The organism is Promicromonospora sp. MS192, assembly GCF_049532985.1.
Classification (GTDB): Bacteria; Actinomycetota; Actinomycetes; order Actinomycetales; family Cellulomonadaceae; genus Promicromonospora.
This window is the reverse complement of sequence record NZ_CP186693.1, coordinates 4,905,175-4,926,616: the sequence shown is the minus strand read 5'-3', so window position 1 is coordinate 4,926,616 and position 21,442 is coordinate 4,905,175. Positions and strand designations below refer to the sequence as shown.

At 69.8% G+C, this 21,442-nt stretch carries 17 protein-coding genes; 9 read left to right on the top strand and 8 right to left on the bottom strand.

All coding sequences use genetic code 11. From position 1 onward, the window contains the following. Positions 1–61: 61 nt before the first annotated feature. The 8 genes from ACO229_RS21980 to ACO229_RS21945 all read left to right on the top strand — a co-directional run bounded on the left by ACO229_RS21980 (position 62) and on the right by ACO229_RS21945 (position 10,939). Positions 62–694: an NUDIX hydrolase gene (locus tag ACO229_RS21980; RefSeq protein ID WP_397412161.1), complete on the top strand. Its 633-nt coding sequence runs from the start codon at positions 62–64 to the stop codon at positions 692–694. Next, complete coding sequence (locus tag ACO229_RS21975) at positions 691–2,931, top strand: DUF6049 family protein (RefSeq protein WP_423462791.1); 2,241 nt, start codon at positions 691–693, stop codon at positions 2,929–2,931. The genes ACO229_RS21980 and ACO229_RS21975 overlap by 4 nt, the downstream gene beginning before the upstream one ends. Positions 2,932–3,038: 107 nt before the next feature. After that, positions 3,039–4,769 (top strand): murein biosynthesis integral membrane protein MurJ, encoded by a 1,731-nt coding sequence (murJ, locus tag ACO229_RS21970; protein WP_423462790.1) that lies wholly within the window; start codon positions 3,039–3,041, stop codon positions 4,767–4,769. A gap of 162 nt (positions 4,770–4,931) precedes the next feature. Beyond that, complete coding sequence (locus ACO229_RS21965) at positions 4,932–6,800, top strand: hypothetical protein (RefSeq protein WP_397412167.1); 1,869 nt, start codon at positions 4,932–4,934, stop codon at positions 6,798–6,800. Positions 6,801–7,038: 238 nt separating this feature from the next. Further along, positions 7,039–8,013: a thioredoxin-disulfide reductase gene (gene trxB, locus ACO229_RS21960; RefSeq protein WP_397429242.1), complete on the top strand. Its 975-nt coding sequence runs from the start codon at positions 7,039–7,041 to the stop codon at positions 8,011–8,013. 15 nt (positions 8,014–8,028) lie between these two features. Then, positions 8,029–8,355 carry a thioredoxin gene (trxA, locus tag ACO229_RS21955; protein ID WP_119141134.1) on the top strand — a complete coding sequence of 109 codons (327 nt, stop codon included), beginning with the start codon at positions 8,029–8,031 and terminating at the stop codon, positions 8,353–8,355. A gap of 227 nt (positions 8,356–8,582) precedes the next feature. Next, positions 8,583–9,818 carry a PLP-dependent aminotransferase family protein gene (locus ACO229_RS21950; protein WP_423465332.1) on the top strand — a complete coding sequence of 412 codons (1,236 nt, stop codon included), beginning with the start codon at positions 8,583–8,585 and terminating at the stop codon, positions 9,816–9,818. Positions 9,819–9,910: 92 nt separating this feature from the next. Further along, positions 9,911–10,939 (top strand): D-alanine--D-alanine ligase, encoded by a 1,029-nt coding sequence (locus ACO229_RS21945; RefSeq protein WP_397429243.1) that lies wholly within the window; start codon positions 9,911–9,913, stop codon positions 10,937–10,939. 96 nt (positions 10,940–11,035) lie between these two features. Here ACO229_RS21945 and ACO229_RS21940 read toward each other — a convergent pair whose 3' ends face one another. The 8 genes from ACO229_RS21940 to rpmH all read right to left on the bottom strand — a co-directional run bounded on the left by ACO229_RS21940 (position 11,036) and on the right by rpmH (position 19,259). Next, a complete protein-coding gene (locus ACO229_RS21940) occupies positions 11,036–12,289 on the bottom strand; it encodes a ParB/RepB/Spo0J family partition protein (protein ID WP_423462789.1) in 1,254 nt (417 codons plus the stop codon). A 103-nt stretch (positions 12,290–12,392) separates the two neighbouring features. Beyond that, entirely contained in the window at positions 12,393–14,669 is a 2,277-nt protein-coding gene (locus ACO229_RS21935) for a ParA family protein (RefSeq protein ID WP_423462788.1), read from the bottom strand. Between the two features lie 1,150 nt (positions 14,670–15,819). Next, the gene (rsmG, locus tag ACO229_RS21930; RefSeq protein ID WP_423462787.1) at positions 15,820–16,509 is read right to left on the bottom strand and encodes a 16S rRNA (guanine(527)-N(7))-methyltransferase RsmG; all 690 of its coding nucleotides are present in this window, start codon (positions 16,507–16,509) and stop codon (positions 15,820–15,822) included. Positions 16,510–16,604: 95 nt separating this feature from the next. After that, on the bottom strand, positions 16,605–17,153 hold the full coding sequence (locus tag ACO229_RS21925) for a protein jag (protein WP_397412687.1): 549 nt from the start codon (positions 17,151–17,153) through the stop codon (positions 16,605–16,607). A 12-nt stretch (positions 17,154–17,165) separates the two neighbouring features. After that, positions 17,166–18,359 carry a membrane protein insertase YidC gene (gene yidC / locus ACO229_RS21920; RefSeq protein ID WP_423462786.1) on the bottom strand — a complete coding sequence of 398 codons (1,194 nt, stop codon included), beginning with the start codon at positions 18,357–18,359 and terminating at the stop codon, positions 17,166–17,168. Between the two features lie 76 nt (positions 18,360–18,435). Next, positions 18,436–18,657 (bottom strand): membrane protein insertion efficiency factor YidD, encoded by a 222-nt coding sequence (gene yidD, locus ACO229_RS21915; RefSeq protein ID WP_423462785.1) that lies wholly within the window; start codon positions 18,655–18,657, stop codon positions 18,436–18,438. Positions 18,658–18,740: 83 nt separating this feature from the next. Continuing rightward, positions 18,741–19,118, bottom strand: coding sequence for a ribonuclease P protein component (gene rnpA, locus ACO229_RS21910; protein ID WP_397429250.1), 378 nt, complete (start codon positions 19,116–19,118; stop codon positions 18,741–18,743). Positions 19,119–19,121: 3 nt separating this feature from the next. Next, positions 19,122–19,259, bottom strand: coding sequence for a 50S ribosomal protein L34 (rpmH, locus tag ACO229_RS21905; protein WP_010849920.1), 138 nt, complete (start codon positions 19,257–19,259; stop codon positions 19,122–19,124). A gap of 430 nt (positions 19,260–19,689) precedes the next feature. On the opposite strand from rpmH, the gene dnaA reads away from it, so the two are divergent. Further along, positions 19,690–21,126 carry a chromosomal replication initiator protein DnaA gene (gene dnaA, locus ACO229_RS21900; protein WP_423462784.1) on the top strand — a complete coding sequence of 479 codons (1,437 nt, stop codon included), beginning with the start codon at positions 19,690–19,692 and terminating at the stop codon, positions 21,124–21,126. The last annotated feature ends 316 nt before the right edge of the window (positions 21,127–21,442 follow it).

Below are 21,442 nucleotides of genomic sequence, written 5' to 3'. Positions count from 1 at the left end.
CACCGCGCGAAACGACGCCCGCCTGACCTGAGCAACGGTGCTCAGTCGGTAGTGTTGGGGCATGTCCACCCCTGTTCCGGCGAGCGACCGTCCTGATGGTCGCCCGGAGGTGCCCACGCCGCCCGGCGGGGCGCCGCTGCGGGTGAATCCGGCCCGGCGGGCCGCGGCCACCGCCCCGGTGCACCTGCCCATCGTGGACGAGACCTCGGCCGGGGGCCTGGTGCTCCGCGCCGACCCGGACGGCAGCGGCGAGCTGAGCGCGGCCGTGCTGCTGCGCCGCAACCGCACCGGCCGGCTGGAGTGGTGCCTGCCGAAGGGCCACCTCGAGGGTCGCGAGACGCCGCAGGAGGCAGCGATCCGGGAGATCCGCGAGGAGACCGGGATCCGCGGCTCGATCCAGGCGGAGCTCGGCGTGATCGACTACTGGTTCACCGGTGAGGACCGGCGGGTGCACAAGGTCGTGCACCATTACCTCTTGCGCGCGGAGGGCGGTCGCCTGACCGTGGAGGACGATCCGGACGGCGAAGCCGAGGACGCTCTCTGGGTCAGGATCGACGAGCTCGCCGGGCGCCTGTCGTACCCGAACGAGCAGCGACTGGCCACGGCCGCCCTGGACCTCCTCGAGTCGTCGAGGCACCTCCGGGACGTGCTGCGCGCCGACGCCTTCCCCACGGAGCGCCCCGACCTGCCATGACGCAGCACCCCGACATCACCCGCAGTCCCGCCCACCGCCGGGCGGCCCGCCGCGCCGGCACGCTCAGCGCCGCGCTCCTGGCGGTCGTGGCGGTCGTGGGGTCGGCAGTCCTGCCGGCGTCCGCCGCCGGTCCGATGGCCGGGCACCCGCCCGCAGGCGCGTCCTCCGCTCCGGCGGCGGTCACCAGGACTGCGCCGGGCGACGGAGCCGTGCACGTGTCCGTCACGAGCATCTCGCACCCGATAGCCGTCCCCGGCGACACGGTGACCGTCCGGGCGAGCGTCACCAACACCACCGACGCCGTGATCGACGGCGCGGAGGCGCAGTTCACGGTCGACTACCTGGCGCTCACCTCGCGCGCCGAGATCGCCGCGTGGTCCGAGGCGGGCCTGCTCGACCCGGTCTACGGCACCGGGAGCACCACCACGGTCCCGCGGCTGGCGCCGGGCGCCTCCACCACCGTCTCGTTCACCTACGACCCGGGTGTCCAGGCGCTCCAGGGGTTCGGTGCCCGCCGCCTCGCGATCTCCGTCGGTGATGCCTCCGGGCGCCTGGGCATCGCCCGCTCGTTCCTCATGTACGACGCCGACGGCACCGAGCGCGTGCCGATGAAGCTCAGCGTCCTGGCCGCCGTGACCAGCCCGGCGACCGACCCCGCCGACCCGAGCTCCGCCGAGCTGGAGCTGGCCCAGCAGACCGCGGCGGGCCAGCGGCTCGACGGCGTGCTCCAGGTCGCGGAGCACAACACCGTCTCGCTCGCCGTCGACCCGAACCTCATGGGCACGGCCGAGGCCTCGCAGGACCCGGAGCTGCGGGACTGGTACGACCGGATGCTCGCGGCCGCCGGGACGACGGCGACGTTCACGCTCCCGGACCACGACCCGGACCTCGCGGCACTCGCGCACGCGGGCGTGCTCTCCACGGGACCGCGCAGCTTCGTGCGCGGTCCGCGCGCCGGGGTCTGGGAGATCCCGGCCACCTGGCACACGAACTTCGCCTGGCCTGCCGACGGTACGGTGCCCGACGTCGAGACCCTCGGCCTGGCCGTCGCCAGCGGCCGGGACGACGTCGTGGTGGGCGCCGGCGGACTGGCCTACGAGGGTGTCGGCACGGTGACCGGCCGGGCGGAGGTGGCGACACCGGCGGGCACCGCGCACGCCGTCGTGACGGACGAGCCGCTGACCGAGGCGTTCCTGGCCGCCACCGACCTGTCGGGCGCCGATTCGACCGCCTCCGCCCAGGAGTCCGCCGACACGACGGCGGTCACCACGGCGTCCACCGCGACGGAGGGTGCGCAGCGCCTGCTCGCGGAGACGGCTGCCGTCGTCAGCCAGGCGCCCTACGACCCGCCGTCGCTCTCGATCGTGGCACCCCGGAGCTGGACGCCCGACACCGACGCCGCCAAGGCCGTGCTCGACACGCTCGACGAGGCCGGCTGGATCTCGCCCACGACGCTGGACGCGCTGTTCGTCCAGGACGCACCCGAGGTGGCCCGCACCCCCCTGCCGAAGCACGAGCGGGCCAAGGCGGAGCTCGCGGCGGCCGACGTCAAGGCACTGGAGCAGGCGCGGGACGCGATCGTCACGTTCTCCTCCGTGGCGGGCGAGGAGCACCCCGTGATCTGGCGACCCGGCGTACGGCGGCTGATCGCCCCGCTGGCGGTCGCGCGCCGCGCCGACCCCGGCCTCCGGGAACAGGTCGTGCAGCAGGTGCTCCAGGAGAACGACGAGATCACGAAGAGCTCCGTGACCGTGGTGCCCCGCCAGGACATCAACTTCATCACCGACGTCGGCAACATCCCCGTGCGCGTGCGCAACGCGCTCACCGTGGACGCGACCGTCACCGTGGTGCTGCGCCCCGACCACCCCCGGCTCACGGTCGACGAGCGCACGACCGAGACCGTGCCCGCGGGTCAGGAGATGGACGTCCAGGTCCCGGTCCGGGCGATCGGGTCCGGCGACGTCGAGGTGACGGCACAGGTGCTCACCCCCACCGGGGCGAAGATCAACGACGACTCGACGTTCCAGGTCCGGGTCCGCGCGGGCTGGGAGGAGGTCGGCACCTGGATCGCCGCAGGCCTCGTGGCCCTGCTCTTCCTGGCCGGCATCTGGCGCACGGTGCGTCGCGGCCGGTCGCCCAACCGCGCCACCCGCGAGGACGTCGAGGAGGCGACCGGGACCGCCGCCGAGGCGCCCGAGACCGCACCGGCCACGTCGGGCACCCCGGCACGGCCCTAGCACGCCGTCGGGCGGAGTAGTGTTTCGGCCGCCGCACACGTCGGCCGGGACGGCGCCGGCCAGGGCCCCCAGACCACGGGAGTAGTCGCTTGACCCAGGAGAACACCGTGACCGCAGCAGCCGACCCCGCGTCGGAACCCGACCCCGGCGCGGCCGCGGGCTCGTCCCCCGCGCAGCCGCCGTCGCGCGGTCTGGGCCGCAACTCGATCGTCATGGCCGCCGGCACCGCGGCCTCCCGGCTGGGCGGGCTGGTGCGCAACATGATGCTCGTGGCCGCCATCGGTTCGGTGGGCAGCGTCGCCATCACGTTCGACGTCGCGAACAAGCTGCCCAACGTGCTGTTCGCGATCCTCGCGGGTGGCGCTCTGAACGCCGTGCTGGTGCCGCAGATCGTCAAGGCGTTCCGTGCACGCAACGCACAGGAGCGGATCGACAAGCTGCTCACCGTCTCCGCCGTCGGCATCCTCGCCGTCACGGCCGTGCTCACGGGCGCCTCCGCCTGGGTGGTCCTGCTGTACACGCAGGGCTTGAGCGCCGAGGAGCTCGCGCTGGGCACCGTGTTCGCCTACTGGTGCATCCCGCAGCTGTTCTTCTACGGCCTCTACACGCTGCTCGGTCAGGTGCTCAACGCACGCGAGCAGTTCGGGCCGTTCATGTGGGCGCCGGTGGCCAACAACGTGGTCTCGGTCATCGGGTTCGGCGTCTTCCTGGCTGTCTTCGGCACCGCGCCCGCGCTGGGCATCAACGACCTTGACGAGTGGGACACACCGCGCACCGTCCTGCTTGCCGGCACGGCCACCCTGGGCATCGTCGCGCAGGCGCTCGTGCTGCTGGTCCCGCTGCTGCGCTCGGGCTTCCGCTGGCACTTCCGGCTGGGCCTGCGGGGCATCGGCCTGCGCTCGGCCGGAACGGTGGCCACGTGGACGCTCGCCGCAGTGGTGCTCGAGCAGGCCGGCATCCTCTTCCTGACCCGGGTGGCATCGGAGGCGGGCGCCGCAGGCGCCGCGGCCACCCCGCCCGTCGCGGTGGCCGGTAACGGCTCCTACACGCAGGCACTCCTCATCTACCTGCTGCCGCACTCGCTGGTCACGGTGTCGATCGCGACCGCCCTGTTCACCGGCATCAGCAAGGCCGCCCAGGAGGGCGACACCGATCGCGTCCGCGGCGACCTCTCCCTCGGCCTGCGCACCATCGGCGTCTTCACGGTGTTCGCCACGGCAGCCCTCACGGTGCTGGCCGCGCCCGCCACGGCCTTCATCGTGCCGACCGCGGGCGAGGAGGGCACCGCCCTGATCGCCCCGGTGCTGGTGGCGCTCTCGTTCGGTCTGGTGCCGCTGGGCGGCATGGCGCTCATGAAGTGGGTCTACTACGCGTACGAGGACGGTCGCTCGGTCTTCTGGATCACCGTGCCGTCGACGTCGATGCTGGTGATCGGCCTGATCGCCGCCCAGCTCTGGCTGCCGATCGAGATGTGGGTGATCGCGGCGGGCGCCAGCTACGCGCTGTCGAACTGGATCACCGTGCTGCTGCGCACGCGTGGCCTGCGGACGAAGCTGAACGGCCGGCTCGACGGTGGGCGCATCCTCACGCTGCACGCCAAGGCTCTCGTCGCTGCCGTGCTGGCCGGGCTGGCCGGGTGGGGGGTCTACCGGCTGCTGGGCGGGTTCGACGTGCTGTCCTTCGGCAACGGCTGGGTCCTGACGATGCTGAGCGGTCTGTGGGTGTCGGCCCTGTGCGGTGTGGTCATGCTCGCCGTCTACGTGCTGCTGCTGCGTCTGCTGCGCGTCCAGGAGCTCGACGGCCTGCTCCGCCCGGTCCTGGCCCGGTTCCGGCGCTGACCTTGCCGACGCACGCGGAAGCGCAGATCGCTGATCTGCGCTTTCGTTGCATTCGGGCGACGTTTCGGCGGTCCGTCAGCGGTTCCGCGTAGCATGGCGACGGCGCGTGATCCCGGACATCACGCACCTGTTACTGTCCCCCGAGCGAGCGAGGAGGTCCGCGTGAGCACCGTCGAGCCAGGGAGTGTGCTGGTCGAGAGGTACAGGCTCGTCCAGCAGGCGACGACCGATCTCGCCGCGGCGACCGCCTGGGAGGCACGTGACCTGATCCTGGAGCGCGAGGTCCGGGTCACGCTCGTGACCGGGCCCTACGCGGGCGATGCCCTCGACTCCGCGCGGCGCGCCGCGCTCGTCACGGACCCCCGCCTGGTCCGGGTGCTCGACGCCGGGACGGACGGCGACGGCCGGCGGTACGTGGTGTCCGAGCCGCACACCGGCACCACGCTGACCGAGATCGTGTCGAGCGGGCTCGTGGACGAGCAGCAGGCCCGTGCCATCGTCGGTGAGGCGGCGTCGGCACTCGCCGTGGCCCACGCACGGGGTGTCCACCACACCGCCCTGCGCCCCGAGGCCGTACGGGTCGACGGCCACCGGGTCCGGGTCACGGGCCTGGGGATCGACGGCGGCCTCGCCTCGGGCGACACGCTGAACGGCCGGCCCGCGCAGCTCGACGCGCAGGGTCTGGTCGCGCTCCTCTACTACGCGATGACGGCACGCTGGCCCGGGCAGGACCTCGAGGCCGGCTGGATCGCGAAGGACACCCTGATCCCGCTGCCCGCGCAGCTCGACCCTTCCGGCGCCGTGGCGCCGCTGTCCACGCTGGTTCCCCACGTGGACGCCGACATCGACGCCCTCGTGAGCCGGACGTTCGACGCGTCCGGCGGCACCGGCGGGCCGATGAACCCCGACGACGTGACCGCGGCCCTGGCGCCGTGGGGAGAGGTTTCCGTAGTGGCATCGCTGCCTGGATTCGTTCAGCCTGAGCCGGAGGGTCCGCGACGCCAGTCCATCGCCGACGCTTTCAACGGCGAGGGTGCTCCGCCCGTGCGACGGCCGGTCTCCGGCCGGATCGCCCGCTCCGACGAGACCGCGGTCGCGGGTGCGGTGCCCGCCGGTTACACCGAGCCGCAGAGCGACTACACCTACGAGCCGCAGGCCTTCGGCCAGCAGCACGCCCCGGTGCCGCCGCCACCCCCGGAGGGCGCGACGCAGGCGTACGACCAGTACGGCCAGCCGGTCGCCCCCGTCCAGCCCGGGTACGAGCAGGCCCAGTACGCGGCAGGCGGGGCGCCGCAGCAGTACCCGCCGCAGTACGCGCCGGCCGGCTACGCCCCTGACGGCGGCGGCTACTACGAGCAGCAGGACGGCGGGTTCGCCACCCAGCCGGCGCCCAAGCGGCGTGGCGTGAACCCGACGCCGATCGTGCTGAGCCTGGTGGGCGTCGCCGTCGTCGCCGGACTGATCTGGGCGGTGAACGCGATGATGTCGCCGACGGGCGAGGCCATCGGCGAGGCGTCGCCGTCGGCGTCCGCCTCCGCCTCTGCCGGTGCCGGAGGTACCGACGAGGGCGAGAACAGCGCTGAGCCGTCCGCCCCGACCGAGACCGAGGCACGGCCCGTCATCGACTCGGCGGCCCTCCTGGGCACGCTGGAGTTCGAGGGTGCGACCATCGACCACCCCGAGGCGGTCGAGCGTGCCTACGACGCCGACCCGCAGTCGTTCTACTACACGACCACGTACCAGCGGGCGGAGTTCGGCGGGTTCAAGGACTCCCTGGGCATGGAGCTGAAGCTCCGGGAGCCGGCCTCGGTCTCCAAGATCGAGCTGCTCACCAACACGCCCGGTGGCAAGGTGCAGATCCTCAAGGGCGGCGCCGGCGGTGAGGTGCTCGCCGAGGGCGCGTTCGCGAACACCACCACGTTCGAGCTCACCGAGCCGGTGGTGAGCGACTCGTTCACGATCTGGATCACCGAGCTGCCGCAGGTGTCCGACGGGTTCCGGCTGGAGCTCAACGAGGTCGTCCTGAGCTGACCCCGGCGGCTTCCGGCCGCGCCGAGAACGGCCCCGGGCAGTCCTTTCCCCGTCGGGAGAGACTGTCCGGGGCCGTTCTCCGTCCCCGAGTCCGTGACCGCGCCTTCTATCCATCGAAATCTGTCGATATTGTGTGGCGAGACTCACGTCCACGACCGAGCCGTGGACGACATCGGCTGGAACACTGGGACCCGCCCGCGTGTTGATGCGTGTGCCCATGGAACTCGAGGAGACCACCTTGACCGAACAGACCACCGCACCGGCTACCGAGACCACCGAGGCACCCGTGCTCGACGTCGTCATCGTGGGGTCCGGCCCCGCGGGGTACACCGCAGCGGTCTACGCGGCGCGTGCCGGCTTCGCACCTGTCGTCATCGCAGGTTCGGTCACCGCGGGTGGCGCCCTGATGAACACCACCGAGGTCGAGAACTTCCCCGGCTTCCCGGCCGGCATCCAGGGCCCGGACCTGATGGACGCCATGCGGGAGCAGGCGGAGAAGTTCGGCGCCCAGGTCATCTGGGACGACGCCGAGCAGGTCGAGCTCACCGGTGACGTCAAGACCATCGTGACCGGTGGCGGCGACACCTACCGCGCGCGTTCGGTCATCCTGGCGACCGGCTCCGCTTACCGCGAGCTGGGCCTGGCCGACGAGAAGCGGCTCTCCGGCCGAGGCGTCTCCTGGTGTGCGACCTGCGACGGGTTCTTCTTCCGCGACCAGGACATCGCGGTGGTGGGTGGCGGTGACTCCGCCATGGAGGAGGCCACGTTCCTGACCCGGTTCGCGTCCAAGGTGACCGTCGTGCACCGCCGCGACGACCTGCGCGCCTCGAAGATCATGGCCGAGCGCGCCGCCGCCGACCCGAAGATCGAGTTCGCCTGGAACAGCGAGGTCGCGGGGATCAACGGTGAGGACAAGGTCGCGGGGATCAGCCTGCGCGACACGGTCACGGGCGAGGTCCGGGACCTGAACGCGACCGGGCTGTTCGTCGCGATCGGCCACGAGCCGCGGACCGACCTGGTCAAGGGTCAGGTCGACCTGGACGAGAACGGTTACATCCTCGTCGAGGGCCGCAGCACGCGGACGAACCTCCCCGGCGTCTTCGCCTGCGGCGACGCCGTGGACCACACGTACCGCCAGGCGATCACGGCCGCCGGCTCGGGCTGCTCCGCGGCACTCGACGCCCAGGCGTTCCTCGACTCGCTGAACGACTGACAAAGGAGATTACGGATGAGCACCATCAAGGTCACCGACGACACCTTCAAGGCGGAGGTCCTCGACTCCGACATCCCCGTCTTCGTCGACTTCTGGGCCACCTGGTGTGGTCCGTGCCGCATGGTGGCACCGATCCTCGAGGAGCTCTCCGACGAGTACGAGGGCAAGATCAAGATCGTCAAGATCGACACCGACGAGAACCGTCAGACCGCCATGGACTACGGCATCGTCTCGATCCCGACGCTCAACGTCTACAAGGGCGGCGAGGTCGTGAAGTCGATCATCGGGGCTCGCCCGAAGCGCGCGCTGACGCAGGAGATCGACGAGGTCCTCGCGGGCTGACCGCCGTCACCACACCGAGAGCGCGCACCCGCCCGGGTGCGCGCTCTCGGTGTCTCCGGGCACCCTCGAGCCTGTCCGTCCGCGCGGAGTCTCACCGTTTCACCACGAACAGGCACTGGGAGGAGCACGCCACGCGTGCCAGACTGGCTCGCGTGAACGAGCTTCCCGAGACTGCCGGTAACCGCCTCGACCCGTGGTTCGGTTCGTACGCGGCGCGAGCGCACGGCATGCGCGCCTCGGAGATCCGGGCGCTGTTCTCGGTCGCGAACCGCCCCGAGGTCGTGTCGCTCGCCGGTGGCATGCCGTATCTCGAGGGTCTGCCGCTCGACGTCATCGCCGACACCATGCAGCGCCTCATCGTCACCAAGGGCACCACAGCGCTCCAGTACGGCTCCGGTCAGGGCGAGGAGTCCCTCCGGGAGCACATCACCCAGGTCGTCGCCCTGGAGGGCGTCTCCGCCCACCCCGACGACGTGGTCGTCACCACCGGCTCGCAGTCGGCCCTGGACCTGGTGACCCGCATCTTCGTGGACCCGGGCGACGTGATCATCGCCGAGGCGCCGTCGTACGTCGGGGCCCTGGGCGTCTTCCGCTCCTACCAGGCCGACGTGGTCCAGGTCCCGCTCGACGCCGACGGCCTGGTCCCTGCCGACCTCGACGACGTGCTCACCCGCCTCGCGGCCGAGGGCCGGCGCGTGAAGTTCCTGTACACCGTCCCGACGTTCCAGAACCCCGCGGGCGTCTCTCTGTCCGCCGAGCGGCGCCCCCAGATCCTGGAGATCTGCCGCCGCCACGGCGTCTTGGTCGTCGAGGACAACCCCTACGGCCTGCTCGGCTTCGACGACGAGCCGCTCCCGGCGCTGCGCTCGTACGACACCGACGGCGTGCTATACCTGGGGTCGTTCTCCAAGACGTTCGCCCCCGGCTACCGCGTCGGCTTCGTGATCGCGCCGCACGCCGTGCGCGACAAGCTCGTGCTCGCGAGCGAGTCGGCGGTGCTGTCGCCGTCGAACGCGTCGCAGCTCGCGGTGGCGACGTACCTCGAGACGTGCGACTGGAAGGCCCAGATCAAGGACTACCGGGAGATGTACCGGGACCGGCGCGACGCCCTCGTGGGCGCGCTGGGCGAGTACCTCCCGAGCGCATCGTGGAACGTGCCGCGCGGTGGGTTCTTCGTCTGGGTCCGGCTGCCGGAGGGGCTGGACTCCCGCGCCATGCTCCCCCGCGCCGTGACGGCGCGCGTCGCCTACGTGCCGGGCACCGCCTTCTACTACGACGGCAGCGGCTCGAACCACATGCGCCTGTCCTTCTGCTTCCCGACGCCGGAACGCATCCGCGAGGGCGTGCGCCGCCTCGCCGGTGTCGTGAACGGTGAGTCCGAGCTGGTGCAGATCTTCGGCACCTCCGCGCAGCCCGACCCCGACGTGGACGACGTCGAGGGCCCCGCACCCGACCTGGCCTGACTCCCCCGTGTCAGATGCACAGGTCACGTGGGTGACCTGTGCGTCTGACACGATGGCAGCCATCCCGTACACCCCGATCGAGTGAGCCGTCGATGACCAGTCCCGCACCCGCCCCGAACGCGCCGGCACCCGGTACCGCGTCCACCTCGCCCGCACCCGACGACGCGGGACGCAGCCCGCTGGTGGTCGTCCTCGCCGGCGGTCTCTCGCACGAGCGCGACGTGTCGCTCCGGTCCGGTCGCCGGGTCGCCGAGTCGTTGCGCTCGACCGGCCTCGACGTGATCGTGCACGACGTCGACGCGGACCTCCTGGCGTTCCTCCGCAGCACCCGCCCCGACGTCGTCTGGCCGCTGCTGCACGGCGCTTCGGGCGAGGACGGATCGGTGCGGGACGTGCTCGACATGGCAGGCCTGCCCTACGTGGGCTCCGACCCGCGCGCCAGCCGCGTCGTCTGGAACAAGCCCATCGCCAAGGCGGCCCTGCTCGAAGCGGGGCTCACCACCCCCGACTACGTGACGCTCCCCCAGAGCCTCTTCCGGGACCTCGGCGCGCAGCCCGTGCTCGACACGATCGTGGGACACCTCGGCCTCCCCCTCGTCGTCAAGCCCACCGAGGGCGGTTCCGCCCTGGGGGTCACGGTCGTCACGCGTGCGGAGGACCTGCCGCGTGCCATGGTCGAGTGCTTCGCGTACGGCGAGACCGCGCTGATCGAGCACGCGGTCGACGGCATCGAGCTGGCGGTGAGCGTGATCGACGGTCCGGGCGGGCCCCGGGCACTGCCCGCCGTGGAGATCGTCGCGGAGAATGGCTACGACTACGCCGCGCGCTACGTCGCCGGCGAGACCGAGTTCTTCGCACCGGCTCGACTCACCGCGGAGCAGGCGGCATACGTCGCCGACGTCGCCGTGCAGGCCCATGAGGCGCTCCACCTGCGACACCTGTCCCGCACCGATCTGATCCTCGACCGGTCCGGCGTGGCCCACGTCCTGGAGGTCAACGTCGCACCCGGGATGACGGAGATGTCGCTTCTGCCGCAGGCTGCCGCCGCGGGTGGACACTCGCTCCCGGACCTGTACCGACGCATCGTCGACCTGGCGCTGCTGCCGGTGCGCCGACCCTGACCGACGAAGACATCAGGGCCGGCATCCCCGCGGGGATGCCGGCCCTGATGTTCTCCCGGAACGGCGCACGTCGCACCGACTCCGCGCAGGGGACGGTCAGTCCCCGGACGGTGGCTTCAGGAGACCTCGCTCGTCCGGGGCCATGACCTGCAGGATGCGGTTGAGGTCCTCGACCGACGCGAACTCCACGGTCATGCGGCCCTTGGTCTTGCCGAGTGCCACCTTGACCCGCGTCTCGAACCTGTCCGAGAGCCGCGTGGCCAGCTCGTCCACCGCCTCGCTCCGCGTGCCGGCACGCGGAGCCTTGCGGGTCTTCCCCGAGCCACCCTCGGACTCCGTGAGCATCACGATCTCCTCGGTCGCCCGGACCGACAGACCTTCGGAGACGATGCGCTGCGCGAGCCGCTCGATCTCGGCGCCGTCACTCAGACCCAGGAGCGCGCGAGCGTGACCGGCCGACAGCACGCCGGCGGCGACGCGACGCTGGACCAGTGGTGGCAGACGCAGCAGGCGGAGGGTGTTCGAGATCTGCGGGCGGCTGCGGGCTATGCGAGTGGCAAGCTCCTCGTGCGTGCACCCGAAGTCGTCGAGGAGCTGGCGATACGCAGCGGCTTCTTCGAGCGGGTTCAGGTCCGAGCGGTGCAGGTTCTCCAGGAGCGCGTCCCGGAGCATGTCGCCGTCCTCGGTATCGCGAACGATCGCCGGGATGGTCTCGAGCTCGGCCGCCTGCGTGGCGCGCCAGCGCCGCTCACCCATGATGAGTTCGTACTCGCCGGGGTGCTCCTTGTCGGGGCGCACCACGATGGGCTGGAGCACGCCGATCTCCTTGATCGACTCCACCAGCTCGTCCAGGTCGCCCTCGTCGAAGACCGTACGGGGCTGCCACGTGTTCGGGCGGATCGCGCTGACCGGGAGCTCCGCGAACCGTGCACCAGGGACCGGCAGCAGGTCGGCCGTTTCACGTGAAACGACGTCCGCCTCACCCTGCTCCCGGCTGAAGAACGTGTTGTCCAGCGCGGAGGCACTCCCGCCTTCCCCCGCCTCGTTCGCGACCGACAGTCGGCCGCTCGCGATCGCCGAGTCCCACTTCACCGTGCTGGGGCGCGGGCCGGAGCTCTTCGCCGGCTTCTTCTCGACCGTGGGTGTGTCGTTCGGCGAGGGCGCCACATCGGTGTCCGCGGCCTCGTCCAGCACCGACGGGCGTTCCTGCACCACGGTCGCGACCGTGCCGCCGATGCCGATGCCTTCGGACTCACCGGATCCCACGCCGGGCGCCTGTTCGTCCAGCTCAGGACCCGTCGGGATCAGGGCGCCCAGGCCCCGCCCGAGCCCGCGTCGCTTCGCACTCATCGTGTCTCCTCGTCCGTTCCGGTCCCGCGCCGGGCGCGGACTGGTGTCGTCTCCATCGTCATCGTCACAGCGCGCGGCACGCACCGATCATCACTGCAGACCATCAGTCCTGAGCTCCGACCGCTTCTGCCTTCATCGCGCGCCGGGGGCTCGAACCTCCCTGGCCACGCTCGGCCAGCTCGCGAGACGCCTGCAGGTAAGCGAGCGCTCCCGTCGACGTCGCATCGTAGGTCATCACGGTCTGCCCGTAGCTCGGGGCCTCCGAGATCCGGACCGAGCGCGGGATCGTCGTCTTGAAGGTCTCTGCCGGGAAGTGAGACCGGACCTCGCCCGCCACCTGCTGCGCCAGGTTGGTTCGGCCGTCGTACATCGTGAGCAGGATCGAGGACACGCGCAGCTCGGGGTTGAGGTGCGAGCGGATCAGATCGATCGTCTTCAGGAGCTGGCTCAGACCCTCGAGCGCGTAGTACTCGCACTGGATGGGGATGAAGACCTCACGGCCCGCCACGAAGGCGTTCACGGTCAGAAGACCGAGACTCGGCGGGCAGTCGATGAGGACGTAGTCGATGCGCTCCTCACCTGCCGCGATGCGATCGTCGAGGTACTTCGCGATCGCCTTCCGGAGCCTCGTTTCACGTGAAACGAGAGACACCAGCTCGATCTCGGATCCAGACAGGTCGATGGTGGCCGGAACGCCCCAGAGGTTGGGGATGTCAGGGCACTGCTGCACGGTGCTCGCCAGAGACTCGCCCTCGATGAGAATCTCGTACACGGACGGCGTGCCCGCTCGATGTTCGATGCCGAGTGCCGTCGAGGCGTTGCCCTGCGGGTCGTTGTCGATCACCAGCACGTTCAGGCCGGACTGCGCCAGGCCGGCCGCGATGTTGACCGTGGTGGTCGTCTTGCCGACCCCGCCCTTCTGGTTGGCCACCGTGATGATGCGCGTCTTGGGCGGACGAGGGAATCTCCGCCCCTGAAGTTCGATACGTCGGCGAGCGTCCATGGCGAGCTCGGCGGCGACCGGAGTCGTGTCGTCAACGGCAGGGACGGTTGCGATGAGGGCTGACCGACGCTCGTCATCGCCACCGTGCGGGCCGCCTGTGGGCTGCTGCGTGCCGTGGGCCGTCTGCGCGGGCCCGGACGTTTCACGTGAAACGCCGGGAGCGGAGAGGCTCTGCACGGGAATCGGATCCGTCACGCGGACACTGTAATCGCTGGCCACGTCATCTGGCTTGGCCTCCAGCCCTGTTTCGTCGGCGGAATGTGTGAATTCGGCATCCACGACAGCGACTTCCTCCTCATCGTCGACATCCGCCGGGTGCCCGATCACAGCAGGAGCCGCGTTCACCGCCGCATCGAGGGCTTCACTGGCACGCTTGATCGCATCGGCCGGAATCGGTCGGGTCGAGGGGAGTTCTTCCATCTGGTCCGGATCATGAGGGGGCTCGGCCTGTGTCTCTGCCTCCCGCTTCGTCGACGGAGCGTCGGCGTGCCCCGCCGGAGAGGTTCCGTCCTGTTCCGGGCTCAGCACATCATCGTCAGCCGCCGGGAAGGCACTCTGCTCTTCCGGCTGTGACCCCTGGGGTCCTGGGGACACTTCATCCCTGGCGTCGGTCCGAAGGTCACCCTCGTGCCTGGTGCCGATCGTTCCCTCGGAGCCCTCCGAGAGTTCCGACTCAGACCCCGAGCGAGGACCAAGGACCCCGTCAGTCGCGGTCGCGAGCGTTGCGGTAGCCACGACGTCGTTCACCCCTTCGCTCCCACGGGCTTCAGCTTCCTTGAGCTCATCTGCACCGGCGTCGGCTCCGGGATCCGCCGTACCCTCCCCAGCCGTACCCTCCCCGGCCGGATGAGCCACGGATGGCTGCTCTCCGGCTGGGCTCTCGGGCACGCCTCCGGCACCAAGGACCGCGTCGAGTGCGCGGCTGTCGTCCAGCGCACACTCCTGCACCGGCTCCGCACGGCTGACATCGCCCGCCGAGCCAGCACCGGGACGCTCGCCCGGGAGCAACCCGACCGCCGTGCCCGGCTCGTCCTCGGACGACGCCGCATCACTCGGCGTGGGCATCGTCACCGACTCGATCAACTGGCTCAGCACCGCAGCACTCTTCTCGTCCGCACCGTCCTGACCCCAGACCTCGTCCCGGGGTGCACCCGGCACGACAGCCTGCCGAGGAGGCGCCATGTCCACCGAGGACGGCACCACGCCGGTGTCATCGGCGAGTGGCGTCTCGCGTTCCACCGGGGCATCGCCCCCGAGATCGCCGGCGTCCGCGGTCTCAGCCGGCTTCTCCGCGATCAGAACAGTCGTGCTCTGCTCCACCGGAGCCAGCCCGGCCGCCGAACCATCACCGATCGCAGCGGATGCCGCGGTGATCATCTCGTCGCGACTAGGAGGCTCCCCCGCGTCGGCCGGCGGCCCCGATGCGGACGAGTCGGGCACTGCCGCCGGGGCAGCCTGCGCCGCTGCGGCCGCGGCCGCTGCCTTTCGCTTGGACTTTCGTCTGAAGAAGCACACGCGTGCAACGCTACGGTCGCCGACCTGCTCAGGCGTGCCGAAACGCCGCTCTCGGAGCGATCAGTTCACCAGCGATCCGGTCTTCCCGCTCGCCCATGGCCCCTCGGTCGTTATGCGCATCGGATTGGGCTCGGCTGGTCTTCTCCAGGACTCTCGTTTCACGTGAAACGACCGAGCACGACGCCGTACCCGTAGCTCATCTGGATCAGACAGGGTTCGTCCTCTGGGCGCCCGCCCGGGTTTCACGTGAAACAGCAACCCATCAGCCGTAGCCGCTATGGCATGTCCGGTATGCCGCCCCGCAGACGGGCCGACCCTACCCTCCTGCGTGCCGGCGCTCGCCCGAATCGGTGCTGGACGCTTCTTGCTCAGATCAACGGCTCTCATCACAACGGTCGCCGCCGCGCTGTCGTTACCCTCGGGACCTTGGCGCGCGCGACCGCGTTCCCGAGCTCAGCCCACTCCACCGGCCGTGGGCCGTGGGACATCGGCCATCGGCCAGAAGCCACGAGCCACGAGCCACGAGCCACCTCAGTGCGGCAGGGATCTCCTGGACGTCAAGCAGAGCCCGCAGCCAACCGCGACCCGGCCATCTCCACGTCGTTCGAACAGGCCAGGCAGATCACCATTGACCACGTGTCGACCCTGCGCTCGGAGAGTGCCCCCACCGTTGCCGGCAGAACAAGGACCTCCCACTCCAGCGGAAGCAGCAACCACTGGAACGGCTACCAGCTCGGCATCCGCCGGAACACCTGCATCACGACAGTTACCTCACCGGCATCTTCGCCTGCGTCGGGTACAGGTCGGGCTGGGGCTACCCATACAAGTCCGGCGCTGGAGACACCCACGCCGATGAGGGCGACGACTGGGAACATCATCCTCTACGCACCTGAGGCGGCTGTCGACGCATGCGCCGCGTCCCGGGCACTGCCCGGGAACCGACGACAGGAGCGGTCGCCGTTGTGATGGCGACCGCTCCCGTTCCACGTGAAACAACCTCTGTCGAAAGGTCCTACTTCCCCCGGCGGATGCGCACGATAGTCGTCGACTCGACGCCTGCGACTGTCGATCCCTCAAGGATCTCAGGCTCCCCCGCCCCGTACTTCCGCAGCACCTTCCGTGCAGGATCGACCTCCTGCGCCACGTTACGTCCCTTGAGAATCACCATTTCGCCACCCACGCGAACCAGCGGAAGACTCATCCGTGCCAGCTTGGACAGCGGAGCGACCGCCCGGGAAGTCACTGCGTCCACCTCGAACGCGTCGTGGTACTCCTCGGCTCGCCCGCGCTTCACCTGGACGTTCGTCAGGCCGAGCTCCGTGGCAACCTCGACCAACCAGGTGGTCCGCCGCTCCATCGGCTCGACCAGGAGCACATCAAGCCCCGGTCGCATCGCCGCCACGATGATGCCCGGCAGCCCCGCACCCGATCCGATGTCCGCGACCGCGCCCGCCGTCGGCAGGTACTGCACGACCGCAGCCGAGTTCAGGACGTGCCGCTCCCAGATCCGCGGGACCTCGCGCGGCCCGATCAGCCCGCGCAGCTCGCCCTGCTCCCGGAGCAGGTCCGCGTATCGCGCCACCTTGTCGTAAGCCGTGCCGAAGTACTGCTTGACCGGCTCACTCGCACCAAGGGTGTCGCCGTCGAACACCTCCGCAACGATGCCGGGCTCACCCTGTCCCGTCCCGTCCGTACCGCTCACGTCACGCCCTCCACTCGCTGTCGAAAGAAGCCAAGCACAGAAAGGGCCGGTGCACGTCCTCGGACGTGCACCGGCCCTCGGCCGAAGCCGAACACTCAGTCCGCGGTGACCGCCGGCGCGGGCTGCACCACGACATAGCGCTCAGGCTCGACACCGCGCGAGTCGCTCACCAGCCCCGCAGCCGCCACGGCGTCGTGCACCACCTTGCGCTCGAACGCATTCAGGGGGTCCAGCTCGACCTCCTCGCCGGAGGCGCGCACCTCCTCGACCGCCTTCTGTGCGATCCGCGTCAGCTCGACCCGACGGGCGGCCCGGAAGCCGCCGATGTCGAGCATCAGGCGGCTCCGCTCGCCCGTCCGAGTCTGCACGGCCAGGCGAGTGAGCTCCTGCATCGCGTCGAGCACCTCACCCTCGCGACCGATCAGGTCCGCAAGCAGCTTCGGATCGTCTGCCACCACCTCGACCGCCGCGCGGTCGTGCTTGATGTCGAGGTCGATGTCGCCGTCCAGGTCAGCGATGTCGAGGAACTCCTCGAGGTAGTCCGCAGCGATCTCGCCCTCTTCCTCGAGGCGCTTGATCCGGTCCTCCGGATCAACCGCGGGAGCCGCGGAGTCCGATGCCGCCGTACCTGTGCTCGCGTTCATCGCGTCCACCTCCTACTTCTTCTGCTTGCTCTTGCCCGACGACGTCGAGGTGGTCCCCGGCGTCGCACCCGACGACTTCGGCTTCGGCTTCGACCCGGGCTGCTTGCCCGACGTCGTGCCGGAGGGCTTGGACTTGGACCCGGTCTGCTTCCCGGACGTCGAGCTCGACGCATCCGGAGCCGCGTCTACGGGCTGGTCCTGCGGCGCATCCTGCGGAGCGGACTGCGCGACCGCCGGTCGACCGGCGGTGGGCGTCGCACCCTTCTGGCGGTTCTTCCGCTTGGGCTGCACCCGCTGGCCGGTCTTGGGCTGCTCGACCACCGGCGTCTCGTCCTCGATGACCTCGCCCCGCTTCGCGGCGCGCTTCGCAGCCTTGGCCGCCTGACGCTCCTTGAGCTGCTTCTCGGCGAGAGATCCCGGGGTCGGCATCCGCTTGATCGTGTAGTACTGCTGCCCCATCGACCAGAGGTTCGTGACCGTCCAGTAGATCAGCACACCCACCGGGAAGTTCACGCCGGAGATCGCGAACACGATCGGCAGCATGTAGAGCATCAGCTTCTGCGTCTGGGCCATCGGGCCCTCGAGCGCCGACGGCGGCATGTTCTTCATCGTCAGCTGGCGCTGCGTGGTGAAGGTCGTGACGCTCATCGCGACGATCAGCGCGATCACGACGATGCGCGAGGTCAGCGAGTCGGTCTGCAGGAAGACATCACTGAGCTGGGCACCGAACAGCGTCGACGACTCGATGTCACCCGCCACGTCACGGGTGATCGGGCCGATCGGGTCAGCAGTTCCCTCGGAGATCTGCTTGAGGCTGTTCAGCACGCGGAACAGGGCGAAGAAGATCGGCGACTGCAACAGGATCGGCATGCAGGAGGCGAACGGGTTGGTCCCGTGCTTCCGGTACAGCTCCATGGTCTCGCGCGTCATGTTCTCGCGAGACGCAGGGTCCGTCTTGCCCTTGTACTTCTTCTGGATCGCCTGAAGCTCCGGCTGGATCATCTGCATCCCGCGCGAGGCCTTGATCTGCTTGAAGAAGAGCGGGATCAGCGCGACGCGGATCACGATCACCAGTGCGACGATCGAGAGGACCCAGGCCGTACCCGGGCCGGCGGACATGCCCAGTGTCGTGAACAGCCAGTGCGATCCGTAGATGATCCAGGCGACCACCCATTCGATCGGCCAGAGGAATGCGAAGAAGTCCATCGGTCAAGAAGCTCCAGAGTCGGGACGCGAAGTCTGCGGGGTGCGGTGTCGTGCCGGCGGCGCACGCCAGGGCAGGTCAGCCCTCGGCGTGGGTGTGCGCGCTGCGCACGGGCGGCACGTCGTCGACGCCGCCGAGACTCCACGGGTTGCACCGCAGCAGGCGCCACAGCGCGAGACCCAGCCCACGCAGCGCACCGTGGCGCCGGAGCGCGATCAAGGCGTACTGCGAGCAGGACGGGTAGTACTTACAGCTCGGAGGGCTCATCGGGCTGATGAACGCCTGATAGAAACGGATCATCCCTACCAGAACGGTCACCGGGAGTCGCCCGATCACCGAAGGTTCGCGCGTCGGTGCCTCACCCTCAGGGGCGGGGATGGCAGTCATCTCGCCCCGTCTCCGGTCGCGCGGGCGACCGCGCGCCGCAGGCACGAGTCGAGATCGCGGTCGAGATCCGCGTAGGTGGCACCGGCCGACGGCGGGAGAGCGCGCACGACGGCGCGAGCGGTGGCCGGCAGCGTCGAGAGGTGTCCCGCTGCGGACGCTCGGAGCCGCCGCTTCACGAGGTTGCGCTGCACGGAGTTACCCACAGCCTTGGAAACGACAAAACCGACCTGTGGAGTTCCCGATCCTGCGTCCGGGACGTTCTCGTCCGGAACCAGGAGGTGAACCACCACGGTCGATCGACCTGCACGCGTGCCGCGGCGCACCGTCCGCTCGAAGTCGACGGAACGGCGCAGACGGTGCGCCGCAGGCAACATGGCTCAGGCTGAGAGCTCGGCGCGACCCTTGCGACGGCGGGCCGCGAGGATGGCGCGGCCGGCGCGGGTGCGCATGCGCAGCCGGAAGCCGTGGGTCTTGGCACGACGCCGGTTGTTCGGCTGGAAGGTCCGCTTGCTCACGAGGTACTCCAAGAACGTCGGGGTAGGCACACCGTCTGTCCTCGACGATGCAGTGAAAGATGGCCGCTCAGTACGACGATCGGCCTCGCCGACCCGGGGCCTGGCCCACGGGTCGCGGCCGACGTCGAAGAACGCGGCTCGCATCCCTGTGTGGGCGCGCAGAAGTACCTGGAACGGCTGTCTGACGTTACGCCGCCGGAGCCCCCCGGGTCAAACCAGAACCGCGGGATCCTGCGTGTCGGGCGCGCCACACCGGACGTGCCGAAGGGGTCCCGACGGGCGCCGGCCAGGGGCCCGTGTACCACTGATTCCGGGGTGATCCGCGCAATCCACAACCTGTGGACAACTGTGTGGACGGTGCTTCATCATGGCAGACTCCAAGACACCCCCAGCGCGCGCACCACCCCACGCACGAGACGAAGGAAAGCCAGTGGCCAACCCGGACGAGAACATCGGCGACGTCTGGGTACAGACCCTGACGGCGCTCGAGGCCCGGCCCGACATGAGCCCGCGCCAGCTCGCCTTCATCCGACTGGCCAAGCCGATGGCAGTGCTCGACGACATGGTGTTCATCGCCGTCCCGCACGAGCAGACCCGTACCTACCTGGAGACCGCCGTCCGTGACGACCTCGTCTCCGCGATGTCCTCGGTGCTCGGCCGCGACGTGCGTTTCGGCATCACGGTAGACCCTGAGCTCAGCAGCAGCACCCTGGCCGGGCCGTCGCAGATCTCGGGCCCGGCCACGCTGTCCCTGGAGCAGGAGCCGCCGGAGCCCGAGCAGGCGCAGATGCCTATCGCTCCGCAGCCGGCGCCCAAGCCGTCCGCGGAGCCGACCCGGCTGAACCCGAAGTACATCTTCGAGACGTTCGTCATCGGTTCGTCCAACAGGTTCGCGCACGCCGCCGCGGTCGCGGTCGCCGAGGCACCGGCGAAGGCCTACAACCCGCTGTTCATCTACGGGGACTCGGGACTGGGCAAGACCCACCTGCTGCACGCCATCGGGCACTACGTCCACAACCTTTATCCACACATCCGGGTGCGGTACGTGAACTCGGAGGAGTTCACCAACGACTTCATCAACAGCATCGGTGAGGGCAAGGCCGGCGCGTTCCAGCGCAGGTACCGCGACGTCGACGTGCTCCTCATCGACGACATCCAGTTCCTGCAGGGCAAGGAACAGACGATGGAGGAGTTCTTCCACACCTTCAACGCGCTCCACAACGCCAACAAGCAAGTCGTGATCACCTCCGACGTGCCGCCCAAGCAGCTCAACGGTTTCGAGGACCGGCTGCGCTCCCGCTTCGAGTGGGGCCTGATCACCGACGTCCAGCCGCCCGACCTCGAGACCCGCATCGCGATCATGCGCAAGAAGGCCGCGAGCGAGCACCTCGACGTACCGGCCGAGGTGCTCTCCTACATCGGATCGCGGATCTCCACGAACATCCGTGAGCTCGAGGGCGCGCTGATCCGCGTCACCGCGTTCGCGAACCTCAACCGCCAGCAGGTCGACCTGGCCCTCGCCGAGATAGTCCTCAAGGACCTGATCACCGACGACGACGACACGGCCGAGATCACGCCGGCGGTCGTCATCGCGCAGACCGCCGCGTACTTCGGGCTGACGATCGACGACCTGTGTGGCTCGTCACGCTCGCGCGTACTCGTCACGGCCCGGCAGATCGCCATGTACCTGTGCCGGGAGCTCACCGACCTGTCGCTGCCCAAGATCGGGCAGCAGTTCGGCGGCCGGGACCACACCACGGTCATGCACGCCAACAAGAAGATCGCGGGACAGATGGCCGAGCGGCGCTCGACCTACAACCAGGTCACCGAGCTCACGAGCCGGATCAAGCAGCAGCAGCGCGGCTGACAGCGGGTTGGTCGGCCGCTCCTAAAACGGGGCGATACACCCGCTCCCCCACGAATCCACACCCCTGTGCACAGCTGGACCGGTGCACAGGGGTGTTGCACATCTGCACCTCCACAGGCCTGTCCACACAGAGATCCCTCTGTTCAGGCAGATCTCCCGGCCTTGTCCCCAGCACTGTGGACGCGGACTGTGCAGAACTTGGTGTCTCGAGCCGGACCCCCGTCACACGCCTGGGGACGGGGCTGTGGACGGGTGTGGACGACACCCCGATATCTGTGGGCGAACACACCCCGATCGGTGGACGGCCTGTGTGTAC